The 14,745-nt window shown below is 59.2% G+C and carries 15 protein-coding genes; 3 read left to right on the top strand and 12 right to left on the bottom strand.

Annotation, left to right across the window (positions count from 1 at the left end; translation table 11 throughout):
• Nucleotides 1-15: 15 nt before the first annotated feature.
• The 3 genes from DCO47_RS13240 to DCO47_RS13250 form a co-directional block, all read right to left on the bottom strand.
• Nucleotides 16-936 (bottom strand): hypothetical protein, encoded by a 921-nt coding sequence (locus DCO47_RS13240; protein WP_116658245.1) that lies wholly within the window; start codon nt 934-936, stop codon nt 16-18.
• Nucleotides 937-1,080: 144 nt separating this feature from the next.
• Complete coding sequence (locus tag DCO47_RS13245) at nt 1,081-2,370, bottom strand: hypothetical protein (RefSeq protein WP_116658246.1); 1,290 nt, start codon at nt 2,368-2,370, stop codon at nt 1,081-1,083.
• 255 nt (nt 2,371-2,625) lie between these two features.
• Nucleotides 2,626-2,892: a hypothetical protein gene (locus DCO47_RS13250; protein WP_016774677.1), complete on the bottom strand. Its 267-nt coding sequence runs from the start codon at nt 2,890-2,892 to the stop codon at nt 2,626-2,628.
• Nucleotides 2,893-3,414: 522 nt separating this feature from the next.
• On the opposite strand from DCO47_RS13250, the gene DCO47_RS13255 reads away from it, so the two are divergent.
• Nucleotides 3,415-4,740 (top strand): sigma-54 dependent transcriptional regulator, encoded by a 1,326-nt coding sequence (locus DCO47_RS13255; RefSeq protein WP_042609905.1) that lies wholly within the window; start codon nt 3,415-3,417, stop codon nt 4,738-4,740.
• A gap of 99 nt (nt 4,741-4,839) precedes the next feature.
• Here DCO47_RS13255 and DCO47_RS13260 read toward each other — a convergent pair whose 3' ends face one another.
• From DCO47_RS13260 to DCO47_RS13300, 9 genes are all read right to left on the bottom strand, one after another.
• Nucleotides 4,840-6,156, bottom strand: coding sequence for a hypothetical protein (locus DCO47_RS13260; protein ID WP_042609906.1), 1,317 nt, complete (start codon nt 6,154-6,156; stop codon nt 4,840-4,842).
• A gap of 45 nt (nt 6,157-6,201) precedes the next feature.
• A complete protein-coding gene (locus DCO47_RS13265; protein WP_065617306.1) occupies nt 6,202-6,948 on the bottom strand; it encodes a hypothetical protein in 747 nt (248 codons plus the stop codon).
• Nucleotides 6,949-6,991: 43 nt separating this feature from the next.
• Complete coding sequence (locus DCO47_RS13270; protein WP_042609908.1) at nt 6,992-7,672, bottom strand: C39 family peptidase; 681 nt, start codon at nt 7,670-7,672, stop codon at nt 6,992-6,994.
• Nucleotides 7,673-7,737: 65 nt separating this feature from the next.
• Nucleotides 7,738-8,727, bottom strand: coding sequence for a hypothetical protein (locus DCO47_RS13275; RefSeq protein WP_064362253.1), 990 nt, complete (start codon nt 8,725-8,727; stop codon nt 7,738-7,740).
• A gap of 69 nt (nt 8,728-8,796) precedes the next feature.
• Entirely contained in the window at nt 8,797-9,369 is a 573-nt protein-coding gene (locus DCO47_RS13280; protein ID WP_042609910.1) for a hypothetical protein, read from the bottom strand.
• A gap of 1 nt (nt 9,370) precedes the next feature.
• The gene (locus DCO47_RS13285; RefSeq protein ID WP_064362255.1) at nt 9,371-9,820 is read right to left on the bottom strand and encodes a hypothetical protein; all 450 of its coding nucleotides are present in this window, start codon (nt 9,818-9,820) and stop codon (nt 9,371-9,373) included.
• 331 nt (nt 9,821-10,151) lie between these two features.
• The gene (locus tag DCO47_RS13290; RefSeq protein WP_116658247.1) at nt 10,152-10,676 is read right to left on the bottom strand and encodes an AAA family ATPase; all 525 of its coding nucleotides are present in this window, start codon (nt 10,674-10,676) and stop codon (nt 10,152-10,154) included.
• Nucleotides 10,673-11,236, bottom strand: coding sequence for a nicotinamide riboside transporter PnuC (gene pnuC / locus DCO47_RS13295; RefSeq protein ID WP_116658248.1), 564 nt, complete (start codon nt 11,234-11,236; stop codon nt 10,673-10,675). Before pnuC ends, DCO47_RS13290 begins: the two co-directional genes overlap by 4 nt.
• A gap of 258 nt (nt 11,237-11,494) precedes the next feature.
• Nucleotides 11,495-13,129 (bottom strand): methyl-accepting chemotaxis protein, encoded by a 1,635-nt coding sequence (locus DCO47_RS13300; protein WP_116658249.1) that lies wholly within the window; start codon nt 13,127-13,129, stop codon nt 11,495-11,497.
• A gap of 305 nt (nt 13,130-13,434) precedes the next feature.
• Between DCO47_RS13300 and DCO47_RS13305 the strand changes: the two genes are divergently transcribed.
• Both DCO47_RS13305 and DCO47_RS13310 read left to right on the top strand, forming a co-directional pair.
• The gene (locus tag DCO47_RS13305; protein WP_042609915.1) at nt 13,435-14,265 is read left to right on the top strand and encodes an undecaprenyl-diphosphate phosphatase; all 831 of its coding nucleotides are present in this window, start codon (nt 13,435-13,437) and stop codon (nt 14,263-14,265) included.
• On the top strand, nt 14,262-14,690 hold the full coding sequence (locus tag DCO47_RS13310; RefSeq protein ID WP_116658250.1) for a DUF1294 domain-containing protein: 429 nt from the start codon (nt 14,262-14,264) through the stop codon (nt 14,688-14,690). The genes DCO47_RS13305 and DCO47_RS13310 overlap by 4 nt, the downstream gene beginning before the upstream one ends.
• Nucleotides 14,691-14,745: the final 55 nt, after the last annotated feature.

The raw sequence follows: 14,745 nt of genomic DNA on the forward strand, positions 1-14,745 counted from the left end.
TGCAGTGAACGACGCTTAGAGCTTCGACGAAACGACTCTGATCGCCCAAGGTGCAGACAGTCGCCCCGTCGCGGATTTACAGCGCAAAGTATGCACATGATTAACGGCCAGATCCGTGATGGTCGCGCTGTAGACACCGTGTTCATCGACTGCGAAGGGGACAAGATTGTTGTTGTAGTCAACAATCCACCCCGTCTCGTGAGGGATACCCGTACCGACAACAGTGACAGCTCTATCAGTCGTGATGCCTTGATTCTCGATCTCCTGAAACTGCTCCTGACCGATGACGAACTTGATTGCCAGCACACTCGGTTTGGTTACCACAACCCGCCATGCCGGCGATTCGAGCCCGGTGAGGTCCCTTGCGACAAAGACTTGCGTGCCTGGTTTAAGGTCTTCGAGTCTGGCGCTCCAGTGCCCGTTTGGGTCGATGTTCAGAAGCTTGATCACCGTGCCGTTGTTCAACAGGTCCACGGTTCGACCAGGTGTGCCCCGGCCAATGAAGTTCAGTTCATTATGAAATGTTCTCTGACCGTCGTTGATGGGCTCTCCGTCAGGTCCGTATACCGTTTCAATTACCGGCGCGGTCACTCCCTCGACGATGACCGTCCATGGCGGCGAAATGTCCCCGCCAACATTGGTCGCTGTGTACGAATGCGGCCCGGGCAGCTGAGCGGGCAGTTTGGCGATGAAGAGGCCTCGCAGATCAGCATAAGCCGAGGTAACGGGTTGCCCCCAATCCCATATCTCAACATATTCTCTCGGAGAGGCCGAGCCGCTGATTGTCAGATTGCTGTCGTAGCTGATGCCGCCGTCCTGTATGAAATCACCTCTACCGTTGGTGACCTCGCGTATCTGGAGACCACTGCCTGTCGCAGGATTGGCCGGGGCATCGGCAGGCGTTAGCGGAGCCGATAATTTCTCTTGATCAGTCATCTCGAAATTCCTTTTTTCGGTCGTACACGCAGCCATTTGCGTGCCCGGTCATCTGATCCCTGATCGAGGTGCCCGTCTACTGTCAGAAATTACAGGTAGGGCTGTCTAGCCGACGGACGGCAACGTCCCGGTGCAGGTGTTGATTCAGTGATTCAGATAACGCGCGACCATCGCCCGGTAGTTGCCATCCAGCGAAGACCCGCCGACGACAATGGCGCCGTCAGTTTGTACGGTCAGCGAATTGGCTGTATCGAGACTTCGGCCCAGCCGCGTGCGCAGCCAGCCATGGCCTTGGCCGAATTCCGGATCGAGGCTGCCATCGCGTCGATACCGGGCGACCATGAAGTCGGCTTCCACCCCACCGATGGTCGCGCCTACCGCAACAAGGCGGCCGTCAGGCATGCGCTGAGCGGCATTCCATTGGCAACCGCTGGCGCCGATGTCCAACACCAGAGGCAGGCCATGGTGGCAGTGCAAGTCCGGTCGACCATTTGCGTGCAGGACAAACGTCAGGCAGCGAATCGGATCGCGGCTGCTGCCGAAACAAAAAAGCCTGTCGTCGGACTCGATGATCTGACTGACCTGAGCGCTTTTGTCATGGGCCTTGAAGGCCATGAAGCCGTCGACGGCAAAGCGCTCGTCCAGGCTTCCATCAGGCCGATAAACTGCCAGCAGGCCTTGCTGCGGAAAGTCGATGGACCCTGCGACGACGATGCGCCCGTCCTGCTTCAACAGCAGCGTGCTCAGCCAGGTATTGAGCAACAGGTGGCGGACCATCACAAATCCGCGCCCGTTGAAGGATTCGTCCAGACAGCCATCGGGTTGCAGACGAATCAGCATTCCGGCGTGATCGGCGAGGCTGAAATGATGGTTGGCGATCAGCAGAATGCGGCCGTCTTCCTGCACCGCAAAATCGCAGGCTTCGACACCCGGCACGCCCGGCGGCAGCCAAGTGTCGCGAGTGCCCATGGACAGCTCGCCGGGCAGCCGCACGACCTGGAAGCCGTCATCGCCGAAGGATCGGTCTGGCTGACCGTTGGCATGAAACAGGGCGAGGGCGGGCAGGGTGCGATGGTTGTTTTCATAATGCAGGCCGGCCAGCAGGATCCTCCCGTCAGGTAACACCTGAACCTTGCCGGCCCTGGCTTCGAAACCCTCGATGAAGCTGCCGATTACGCTGCCCTGACTTCCAAAGGACAGATCCGCCGAACCATCGGCCAGCAGCCGCGCCAGGCCAAGACGACTTCCTTTCGGCGTGCCGACCTTGGCGGCAACCAGAATCCGGCCCCGTGCATCCAGCGCGACATGCTGGGTCTGGCTGGACAGACTACCGGCGAAATACACCTGGGCAACACCGCCGATGGCGAATGTCGCGTCAAGCGAACCGGGGTTGTTCCATGCAGTGGGCAGCGCATAAGTGTTGAGGGTGGACATGCACGCGTCTCCTTGCGAGTGAACCCATACCCAATGAGTGGGCGGCTGACTGCACGAGCGAAACATTCAATCCCTGAACCGCGAGAAGTACAACTGGAAGAACTAACAGAACGACGGTCGCACTGTGCCAGAACAGTGTCTTGTTGAACCAGTCGCAAGCGAGCCAAGCATTCAGGCAGGACCTGACCCGGGAAGTTACGGTTTTGCCATATGAAAAGGGCGGATGACTCTATGTCATCCGCCCTTGTTCGATTATCAGTGTGGCATCGACCACGATTGCAGTTTGTGGCCATCTTCGCTCAGCTCGGCGCGGGCCTGCTGCAGCAGTTGTTCGAGTTGCGCCGGGTCAGAATAGGCGCTGCTCGGGATCTGTTTGCGACCAATGTGGGAATTGGTGCGGTCAACCACGGTCAGGCTCAGTTCGCCATTGCCGTCTTGTGGTGCCCAGGCCACGCACTGGAAAGGCTTGAAGGCGTGGTTGGCAATCAAAAGAGCTTCGTTGATACGCAGCGGGGCAGTCATGGGGTCTTCTCTCTATTGGCGCCCAATCAAGTGAGGGGCCGTCGGTTGGGCTTACCGTGCGGCCGGTTACTTGTACTGATGCACGCAACCGGGGGGCGGGTCACAACTGAAACAAAGAAATTTCAGGTTCTTTACAGGAGTCGAGTTCAGGTCAGTGATGTTTTTCATGACCGAACACCGCGCTGGATTCATCCCCACCCCAGCTCTCTCCCCGAGGAGAGGGAGCCGATCTGTGGGCTCTTCAGACTCGAGTTCGACTCGGTATTGCATGTCTGCGTACCTTGCACAAACACCTCGGTCAGTCCCCTCTACCTTTGGGAGAGGGTTAGGGTGAGGGCTGCTGTTTGACACACCACGAATAGTCGATAGCTAACTAACAACCAACTTTCTTATAACGCTTTTAATAAGCCTCCTATAAGCAATCGATACAAGCCTCCGTCAAAATCTTGCTAGTGTTACAACCGGGACAGCCAAATGACTGTTTTTACAATCATTTATTATATTTGGCGCCAAGGAACAGTCATGAGCGAAGCGCCTGCGTCGAGACGTTTACTGGTGGTCGATCCCTGCGACGACTGTTACCGGCTTTTGCCCGGTTTGCGCGCGGTGGGCTGGGATGTCGACAGTTGTACCCTGGAAAATGCCGCCGATCGTGCCTGTGACGTCGGCCTGCTACGCCTGCAGCCATTTCATCTGGAACGTCCTGAAGCCGTTAAAGAACTGATCAGCCGCAGCGGGACCGAATGGATCGCCGTGCTCAACCAGGAAGTGTTGCGCTTACAAAACGTTGGCGATTTCGTCTGTGAATGGTTTTTCGATTTCCACACCTTGCCTTTCGATGTCTCCCGCGTACAGGTCACTCTGGGCCGCGCCTTCGGCATGGCGCGTCTGCGTGGTCAGGGCACGATTCATGTCGACCAGCCGGAACACGAACTGCTCGGCGACAGCAAACCGATCCGCGAACTGCGCAAGCTGCTGAGCAAACTTGCGCCGACCGAATCGCCGGTGTTGATTCGTGGCGAAAGCGGCACCGGCAAGGAACTGGTGGCGCGCACCCTGCATCGCCAGTCCCAGCGTCACAGCAAACCGTTTGTAGCGATCAACTGCGGGGCCATTCCCGAACATTTGATCCAGTCCGAGTTGTTCGGTCATGAGAAAGGCGCTTTTACCGGCGCGCATCAGCGCAAGGTGGGGCGCATTGAAGCAGCCAATGGCGGTACGTTGTTTCTCGATGAAATCGGCGATTTGCCGCTGGAGCTGCAGGCCAATCTGCTGCGTTTTCTGCAGGAAAAACACATCGAGCGGGTCGGCGGCAGTCAGCCCATCCCGGTGGATGTGCGAGTGCTGGCGGCGACCCACGTTGACCTGGAAGCGGCGATCGAGAAGAAGCGCTTTCGCGAAGACCTGTATTACCGGCTGAACGTGCTGCAAGTGGTGACCGCACCGCTGCGTGAGCGCCATGGCGACCTGTCGATGCTGGCCAACCACTTTTCGCATTTCTACAGCCATGAAACCGGGCGCCGGCCTCGCAGCTTCAGCGAAGATGCCTTGATTGCCATGGGCAAACATGACTGGCCGGGGAACGTACGGGAACTGGCTAACCGGGTCCGGCGCGGTCTGGTGCTGGCGGAGGGTCGGCAGATCGAGGCGCGGGATCTGGGTTTGATCAGTCAGCACTCGGTCGCTACGCCGATGGGCACGCTGGAGGATTACAAGACCCGGGCGGAACGGCAGGCGTTGTGTGATGTGTTGAATCGGCACAGTGATAATTTAAGTGTGGCCGCGAAAGTCCTCGGAGTTTCACGGCCTACTTTTTATCGGTTGTTGCATAAGCATCAGATTCGTTAACTGGCTGAAGATCAAAGGATCGCAGCCTTCGGCAGCTCCTACAGGGATTATGCAATCCGTATGCAGGAGCTGCCGAAGGCTGCGATCTTTTGCTTTGCTTTAGAAGTAATACGGGAATTTCAGGCTGAACGAGAAGTCCGGCGCATCGTCAGTCATGCCGATCGACAAGTTCGGCACGATCGTCAGGTTGTCGGTGGCCGCAATGGTCATGCCGACGTTGAAGTAACCGGCGTTGGCGTCACTCGACACCACCGATTCCCAATCGCCGCCGTCCTGTTTCAGCTTGCTCTTGCGTTGCACCAGGTCGGAAACGGAGAACGACATACTCATCTTCTCGTTGAGCGCGAAGGCGATGCCGGCGCCGATCTGGAAGCTGTCGCCGATACGCACTTTGCCTGGGGTTTTCTGGTTGACCGTGGAACTGATGTCGTCGAACGACTCCTCGAGGTTATGGGTGTAGGAAAGGCTGCCGAACAACACCGCCGGGTCAAACGTCTTGACCAGCGAGATGCCCGGGGTGATCGACCAGACGCCGTTGCCGGTGGGCAGGGTGTCGGGGACGAACAGGTTGGAGTTGGCGTCGGTCTGGCGCAGCTTGATGCCGAACGGGTCTTTGCCGGTCGGCGCCTTGACGCGCAGGGTGACGACGGCGTCCGGGGTGTTGACCGACTCGTCGAGGAACTTGTAGGCGATACCGAAGTTGACGTCGCCAATGGTTGGATCCTTGGTCACGGTTTCTTCGGTGGTGACACCGGCCGCGCCCTGGTTGCCGCCGCCGGACTGATACGTCGACTCGCGATACACCACCGGCACGTTCAGGTCGAACTGCCAGCGGTTGTCGAAGTTGTAGCGGCCGGTGAGGTCGAGGGTCCAGGTGTCGGCCTTGATCCGGTCGAGGTTGATGTTGCCGAGGAAGATCGAATCCAGCGCAAGGAAGCCGTTGAGGATCAACTGGCGGGTGTCGTAGCGCGAATAGGTCAGGCCGGTTTCGACGCTGAACTTGCCGCCGCCGAAGAAACCGCTGGCTTCGTCATACAGGTTGGAAACGCTCTGCGCCGGTTGCGAATCATCGGCCAGCGACTGACCGTAAGAAGCGCCGCTGCCCCCGGCGGCGCCTCCCGATGCGGCGGCCGCACCGGTGCCAGTGGCGGCTCCGGTAGCGACGCGATTGCCTTTCATGTCGGACGGCGATTTGGCCAGCCGTTTTGGCGGTGGGGCGGCGGGTTGTTCTTCTACCTGGCGAACCCGTTGTTCAAGTACCGCGAGCGCTTGTTGTTGTACTTCGTATCGTTGTTTCAGTTCCAGAAGTTCCCGTTTCAGGGCTTCTACATCGGCGTCGGGTGCTGCTTGCAGCATCGCCGCCGGGAGAAGGGTACTCAAACACACTGCAGCACGCAGTGATACTGATCGATACATGAATAAGCCGTCCCTTTAAGCCCAATGATCGAGACTCAGCGTAGTTCAATATCCGATATTGCGTAGGGCCCCGAGTTGGGTCAGGTTGCAGTCCAGTGCACCGGCGCTTCTGCCGTTATTGTTCAGTACGACGTTGAGTTGCGTGAGGTTGTTGACCACGTTGGCACTGCCCAGCAATCGGGTGTTTTGCAGCAGCCCGCCCTGGGCCACCTGTTGCAATGCTGTGCCTTGATTGCCGCTGGCCTGAATGGCCATTTGCACGCCACCGCCGTTGGCCGAAACCGCGACACTGCCGGCGCCGTTGCTGCCGCTGATGGTCTGCCCGGCGACGAGCGCCTGGCCTTGTGACGGCACCAGCGCCGGCGCTTGACTGGCTTCGCTGACGTTGATTGCGACGTTGTTGTTGGCGGTGTTGCCATCGCCGGCAGCGCGCACGCTTTGCGTCACGCCCTGGCTGCTGTTGAGGCCGGCGCCACCGATGACAGTGCCGGTGCCCAAGGTGGGAGTACTGCCGTTGCCCGACTCCTTGATGGTCGAGACATAGAATTCCGGTTTGACCGTTGCGGCCTGGATCTGCATCGAAGTCGCGGCCCCGATCAGGTCGCCGCTGGCGTTGCGCCAGGTGCTGCTCATGACAATGCCGAAGCTGATGATCCGCCCCGGCATGACGTAACGACCGCGCAGCTCGGCGAGCTCCTGGTCTTTGATTTCGATGGGTTTGAATCCGGCATGGGCTAAACCTGACGCACTCGCTGCCAGGCAGGCGGCGGCCAGCCAGTATGAGCTTTTCATCTGCTGCTCCCGGGACATCCAGTCCCATTCTCTAACTCGGCGATTAAAAGAAGTCGCTCTGAATGAACCCGAAATCCATCAATTCCGCATCTTTGACCGGGTTGAAACCGTCCAGCGTATTTTTCGCCGTCAGCGGCACGGGAGGGCTGCGCAAGGCGTTGGCCTTGTCGTAACCGGGGCCGACGATGGCAAAGACAATGCCGTTCCAACCTTTGACAAAGTCGTCGTGCTTGTAGCGTTTGTGGCCGAGTACCGGGTCACCGATGTAGACCCAATCCTTGTCCGAACGCTGCAGGACGACGAAGTGCTTGTAGCCGCGAATGTCCATCAGGACCACCACCGGAATGGTCACCGCTTCGAGTTTCTCGGGCGGGATCCGGTAGCCACGGGCGCGCATGCCGATGCTTTCTACGTAGCGCTTCATGTCGAGCATGGAGAAACCCTGGGTTCGCACCAGGTCCTGGTCAGCGTTGACCAGCATGCCTTTGATGATGTGCTCCTCATCGACGTCGAGCCAATAGGCCTGGCGCAGAACCGTTGCCAGTGCAGCAGCGCCGCAGCTGAAATCGGTTTTCTGTTCGACGATGTCGGCAAACTTGCGCTCACGAATGCTTTGCACGTCCTTGTAGACCAGCACGCCACCCGGCAGGGCAGCCACGGGCATCTGGGCTGCCTGAGTCAGGCCGCACAGACAAAGCAGAGCGAAGAGGGCAGGAGTCCGCATGATCGAATACGCCTTGTGGAACCGAGGAAAAAGCCCCGTTACCGGGGCTTTCGTTTCGATCGCGATTACATGCAGGCTTTGCAACCTGCGGCGATGGACAGCGAGTTGCTTTGTTGGTTGGCGACACCCGCCGAGACGTTAACTCCACCGTTGCCAGAGAAGTTGTTCATCGAGTTGCTCATGTTGGCGTTATTGACGACTGGGGTTTTCCAGCCATCTTTGGTCAGCACTTGTTGGGTGGTGACGCCAGCGAGGCCAAAGCTGCCCACGGCTTCGAACTTGGCTTTCTGATCATCGTTGCCGCCGTGGCCGCCGCCACGGTTACCCCAACCGCCATGGTTGTCGTCTTCGATGGTCGCGGTGCCTTTGGCTTTGAACACGCCAGCGGCTGCATAGGTACCGGTGAGGGTGTCGGTTTTGTAAGCCTGCACGCCTTTGTTTTCCACGACCAGGCCAGTCGAGGACTGGTTGGCAGAGGCAGCAGCCTGCGCTACGCGACCGCCGGAAACAGCGATGGCGAGGTTGTTTTTCTGTTGGTTGAAGTTGCCGGAGCTCACGTTGATGCCGATGTTACCGGAACCGTTGTTGCCGGCATTGTTGAGCGTGGCGTTGTTGAAGGTGGACGAGTTTTTCACGTAGTTGTTGTTGTTCACCTGAGTCGCGCTCGAGGCTGCAACAGCGTTGCCGAAGATGAAGCTTTCGTCAGCGGTGGCCAGCGCCGCAGCGTTGTCCTGCTGGTTGCCGTCGCCGGCAGCGACGTTGGCGCCCATATTGCCGTTGGAGCCATTGAGCGAGTCGCTGGCATTGGCGTTGTTCAGGGTGCCCTGGTTTTTCACCACGTTGCCGTCGCTGTTTTGCGCGTCGAGTACAGCGGCGCCGGCGCCTGCGGTGATCTGCAGCAGTTGTTCAAGATTTGGACCTTGTGGCTGGCCGTGACCATTGCCGTGCCCGTTACCATGACCGTTGTTGTCACCACGGCCGCCAGCCTGTGCTGCCATTGCCATCACTGCTGCGAGTGCGAAAACCAGTGGTTTGAGAGCCATTGTAGGTTTCATGGTTGTTTCTCCGTCGTGCTTATTAGTTGGGTTAAGTGTTGTTACTTTTCCAATTGCACTGTGTTTGGGTCAGTCAGCGACCCGGATGCTCAGGGTGTTAGCCATGCGGTTCCCCACCCCGGCACTCTGGTTCACCTGGATTACCCCGCGGCTGCCGGTGAAGGCCTGATCACTTGTCGTGACCTGGCGACTGCCGGGTGAGGTACCAGTTGCTCCTGAGCTCGGTAAAAACGCCACGTTCTGTTGCGAAAGGGCGCTGTCGTCAATGCTCTGCGGGCCGGCACTGATGCTGACGCGCGTCACGTTGGCCATTTGATTGTTGGCACCGGCACCCTGGTTCACACCGAGGATGCCGTTGCCATTGCTGAAAGAGTTGCCGCCGATGTTGGCGCTGGCGTCGATGGCGCGGCTGGCGGGCGTGTCGATGTTCTGCCTGACGCTGGTGGTGGCGTGGGACTCGGTGCCGATGGCGATCGCTTTGGTGTTGGCTTGCTGCATCTGGTCACCGGCGGCCTGGTTGACGTTGAAGTTGCCGCGATACTGGGCACCGGAATTCTGGATATTCGCCTGGTTGACTGAAGCCGGATCGGCCATGGCGCTGGTGCAGCCGAGCAGGGCGAGAAGCAGCAGGGTGCGATTCATGTCATTGGCCTCCGGCCATGCGAGTCAGAGGCGCCAGCCCGGTGCTCATTGCCCGGTTGACTGTGTTGGAGATCGACGCGCCAGAACCGCCGCCGCTACCAGTGCGCATGCCGGGCAGGCCGTTCTGATTGGTCAGGGTGTTCATGCCGGGCAGGTTGGAGGTGGGCGTGGTCATGTTGCCGCGAATCGACGAACCGCTGGCGACGCTGGCGAAATCGCCGTCGCTGAGTTCGGTGCTGCTGAGGGTCTGGTTGATCCGCGCCGAAGGGTTGGCGTTGACCGTGGTCGGATAGGGGTCTTTGCCACCATTGCGGCCGATCGGGATGGGCTGAACGTCGCGGTTGAGAACGATCACGCCATTGCCTTCGGCTTGCACGCTGACGCTGATCAATGCGCTGGCGGCTGATCCGATCAGCAGGAGGCAGGTCAGGCTTTTATTGAAATTCCCCACGGCTGCAATTCCTTCTTCAGTGGGCTGGGTGATTCAGCGTTGTGAAGGAGAGAGCGAAAGCTGTGCCGGATTTGGATTGTCTTGTTATTTCAATGGCTTGGGCGATATGAGCGGATGGCTCTGGTCGCTACTGTTTCACCAGTGATACACGCCGAGGATCGCTTGAGTGCCAATTGGCTTTGCAAAGCTCTGGATCAAGGGTTTGCGCCGATGTGTTTCAGCGGCGTAACAGGTGAGGTGACGCAGTGATGAACAGCGTTTGGATGGGGGCTTTGCGCGCTCGGGACTGTTTCAAAAACGGACAGATTGCGCGAATTGCCTGCTTGCTGGCTTATTCGGCCAGCAAACGCTCGACCGCCGCAAAGGCTTGCGTCTGGCGTTCGGCCCAATTGCCTTCGATCACTTGCATCGGCTGTTGATGCTGGATCAGCCACGCGCGAGTGGCTTCGTAGAACGCCATGCGATCTTCAAGAGCCGGTTGGCAGCGCTGGCCGTCTTCGGCCCAGTCGACCTGTTGCGGCGACAGCAGCAGGTGCAGATCGTAATGGCGGGCGAGCAACTCGGTTTCCAGCCAGTCCGGGCAGTCACCAAACAGAGTCTGGCTCCAGAGGATGTTGCTCAGAAGATTTGTGTCGAGGATCAGTAGTGCGGGTTGTCTGGCCCGCGCCTGATCTTCCCGGTGCAACTGACCCCGAGCGATGGCGGGGATGTCGGCCAGGCAGGTGTCGCGGGGGTTTTCTTCAATAAACCGGCGCACATATTCGTCAACGCGCACGCCGCCGAAACGCTGCTCCAATCCTGCCGCCAGCCAGCTCTTGCCGGTGGATTCCGGGCCGGTGAGGACCACGACTTTCATGCGCGCAACGCCGGATCGGCGCGCCACTCCCGCCAGCCTTGCACGGCGAGCAGGGTAAACAGCGCATAGAGCGCGGCAGTCAGGTACAGGCCTTTATAGATGAACAGGCCAACAAAGATGACATCGAGGACAAACCACAGCGCCCAGCATTGCAGGCGTTTTTGCGCCATCCATAGTTGCGCGACCAGACTGAACCCGGTGAGCGCGGCATCGAGCCACGGTTGTGCAGCATCGGTCCAGTGCGCCATCGCCGCGCCCAGCAACAGGCTGCCGATTGCGCCGATACCGAGACCGAGCAGAATCGAGCGAGTGTCGAGGCGGCTGACTTCGCGTCCGTCGTGCATCGTCCCGGCGCGGGTCCATTGCCACCAGCCGTAGACTTGCAACGCGGCGTAGATCACTTGCAGCAACATGTCCGAATACAGCTTCACCTCAAAGAAGATCCAGCTGTAGAGCAACACCATGACCAGCCCGATCGGCCAGCACCATGGATTCTGTTTGACCGTCAGCCACACGGCGATGACACCGAGGGCAGCGGCGAACAGTTCAAGCCCGGACATGAGTGATCCTTGGGGAATGAAAGAAGGGGGCGGATTGTACTGCATTAGTCAGATCAAAAGCCCCTCACCCTAACCCTCTCCCAGAGGGAGAGGGGACTGATTGGGGGATGCTTTTGAGCTGCGCCGGTTTGAACGATCTTCGTTGAATCCATAATCGACTCGATTGTTCAGGTCGATGTATGAGGCCAGACACCTCGGTCGGCTCCCTCTCCTCGGGGAGAGGGCTGGGGTGAGGGGTGGGCTCACCTCGGTGATCGGTCAGACGCGGAACTGGCGCAGCAACCCGTTGAGCTGTTCGCTCAGTTGCCCAAGGCGCAGGCTGGCTGCACTGGATTGTTCAGCCGCTAATGCGGTGCTATGTGACAACCCGGCCGCCTGGGTGACGTTCTGATTGATGTCCTCAACCACATGGGCCTGTTGCAACGTGGCGCTGGCGATCGAGGCATTCAGTCCGTTCAGATTGCGCAACGCCTGGCCAATTGCATTGAGGCTGGCCCCGGCCAGTCCCGCCTGTTCAATGGTCAGTTGCGATGCCTTGCTGCTGTCGCCAATCACCTTCACCGCAGCCTCCGAGTGGTTCTGCAGGCGCTCGATCATCGACTGAATTTCCGCCGTCGACTTCTGCGTACGCTGGGCCAGCAAGCGCACCTCATCGGCCACCACGGCAAACCCGCGACCTTGCTCACCCGCACGCGCCGCTTCAATTGCCGCGTTGAGTGCCAAGAGGTTGGTCTGCTCGGCAATCGAGCGAATCACTTCCAGTACGCTGCCAATCTGTGTGCTCTCGGCCGCCAGCGTGCGGATCACTTCCACCGCCTGATCGATCGTGTCCGAGAGCTTGTCGATCTGTTGCAGGCTGCCATCAATGTTGATCTGGCCCTGTTGTGCCTGCGCTTCGGCATCGCGCATTTCTGCGGCGGCGTGTTCGGCGTTTTTCGCCACGTCCTGCACGCCGTAGGTGACTTCATTGATCGCCGTCGCCACCAGCTCCATCTGCTGCGATTGCTGCTGACTGCGCTGCTGTGCCTGCGAGGCATCGTTGCCCAGTTCACTGGAGGACTGGCCCAGAGCGCTGGCCGACACCTGCAAGTCACCAATCACCCGGCGCAACTTGGCCGTGAAGGCATTGAAGTGATGGGCAAGCTCGGTGACCTCATCCTTGCCATGGGTATCGAGGCTGCGCGTCAGGTCGCTTTCGCCACTGGCAATGTTGGCCATGGCGTTCACGGTTTCCTGCAACGGACGGACGATGCTGCGGGCGATCAGGATCACCAGCAGCGCCATGATCAGCGCAATCGCCAGACCGATCACCGAAGCCTTGATCATCTGCTCCTGGAATTCTGCCTGGACATCGTCGACGTACACACCGGAGCCGATCACCCAGCCCCAGGGTTCGAACAGCTTCACGTACGAAGTCTTCGCCACCGGGTCAGTCGCGCCCGGCTTCGGCCAGCGGTAATTGACCATGCCCGCGCCTTTGGCCTTGGCGATGGCAACCATTTCGTTGAACACCGCAAAGCCGTCCGGGTCGCGGATCGCCGAGAGGTTCTGGCCTTCGAGTTTGGGGTTGGTCGGGTGCATGACCATCACAGGCGTGAGGTCATTGATCCAGAAGTAATCGTTCTGGTCATAGCGCAGACCACGGATCGCGGTCAGCGCCTGCTTTTGCGCCGAGTCCCTGGTCAGGGTGCCGGCGGTCTCCAGCCCTTGGTAATACGTGAGCAGGCCGCTGGCGGTCTGCACCACATGCTGGGTTTTCTGCGCCTTGGCGTGGTAGAGGTCGTCGTGGATCTGCTTGAGCATCAGCACGCCCAAGGTCAGCAACATGACCACCGCCACAATCAAGATGAGCCACAAGCGTCGGCTGATCGACACACTGCGCAAGCTGTTCATAACGCTGTCACTCCGGATTCTTGTTCTTGTAATAAACGATCGCCAGCATCCAGCCACAGCTGAGTGCTCGGGACTGCGCCAGGCAAGCCAGCCAACGCGCAGAGCGCTATTGAGGCTTGTCTGTTAGGATTTCGGCCCCGCACGCGAAAACCTGAATCCGGTTTTGAAATTTCACGGAATTTTTACCGTTTCGTCTGGATCCTGTGCGCGCGGAATCGGTACAGCTTTTACCGGCTACGCTGAACGCAGTGAACGCTAAAAATACTATCGGGGCATGCCGTCGCGCATCGCTCTCTGGGGGATTGATGGATCTTTGGACTGCCTTGCAGGCACTGATACTAGGAGTTGTAGAGGGGCTGACGGAGTTTTTGCCCATTTCGAGTACCGGACACCAGATCATCGTCGCCGACTTGCTGAACTTCGGCGGCGAGCGGGCCATGGCGTTCAACATCATTATTCAGCTCGGCGCGATCCTCGCGGTGGTCTGGGAGTTTCGCCGCAAGATTCTCGACGTGGTGATCGGCCTGCCGACCCAGCCGAGCGCACGGCGTTTTACCGTCAACCTGCTGATCGCGTTTTTGCCGGCGGTGGTGTTGGGGGTGATCTTTGCCGACCTGATCCACGAATACCTGTTCAACCCGATTACCGTGGCTGCTGCGCTGGTGATCGGCGGGATCGTCATGCTGTGGGCCGAACAGCGCCAGCATGAAGTGCACGCTGAAACCGTCGACGAGATCCGCTGGACCGATGCCCTGAAAATCGGTTTCGCACAGTGCCTGGCAATGATTCCCGGCACCTCGCGCTCCGGCTCGACAATCATTGGTGGCTTGCTGTTCGGCCTGTCGCGCAAGACCGCCACGGAATTTTCGTTCTTCCTCGCCATGCCCACCATGGTCGGTGCGGCGGTGTACTCGGGCTATAAATACCGCGACCTGTTCGTGCCGGCGGATTTCCCGGTGTTCGCGATTGGTTTCGTCACGGCGTTTATCTTCGCCATGATCGCCGTGCGCGGTTTGCTCAAGTTCATCGGCAGCCACAGCTATGCGGCGTTCGCCTGGTACCGGATTGCGTTCGGCCTGTTCATTCTGGCGACCTGGCAGTTCGGCTGGGTGGACTGGTCGGCGGCCAAGCCATGAACGATTCGCGCGCGCACCGCCCGCAAGGACGGCCTTCGGGCGGGCGCCTTCAGCAGGTGAAGTTGAAGCTGGTGGTGCTGCTGATCGTCTGCGCGCTGCCGCTGTTCGGCTCGCTGTCGATGTGGCTGAGCGGCATATCGCGGCTGCCGTTGGCGGCGTACGGGATTGTCAGTGTGCTCGCGTTCTTTCTGTACTGGGCCGACAAGCGCAAGGCCCGCGCCGATGCCTGGCGCACGCCGGAAAACATCCTGCATGCGGTGGAGCTGGCCGGCGGCTGGCCGGGTGCATTGATCGCGCAGCAGGTATTCCGGCACAAGACGCGCAAAGTGTCGTTCCAGATTCTGTTCTGGGTGATCGTGCTGCTGCACCAGGTGTTCTGGATTGACCAGATTTTTCTGGGTTCCAACCTGTTGTCTTTGATCTAAAGAACACACTTACCCCTGTAGGAGTGAGCCTGCTCGCGATAGCGTCTTTTCAATC

Source organism: Pseudomonas sp. NDM, assembly GCF_003105095.1.
Lineage (GTDB): Bacteria > Pseudomonadota > Gammaproteobacteria > Pseudomonadales > Pseudomonadaceae > Aquipseudomonas > Aquipseudomonas moraviensis_A.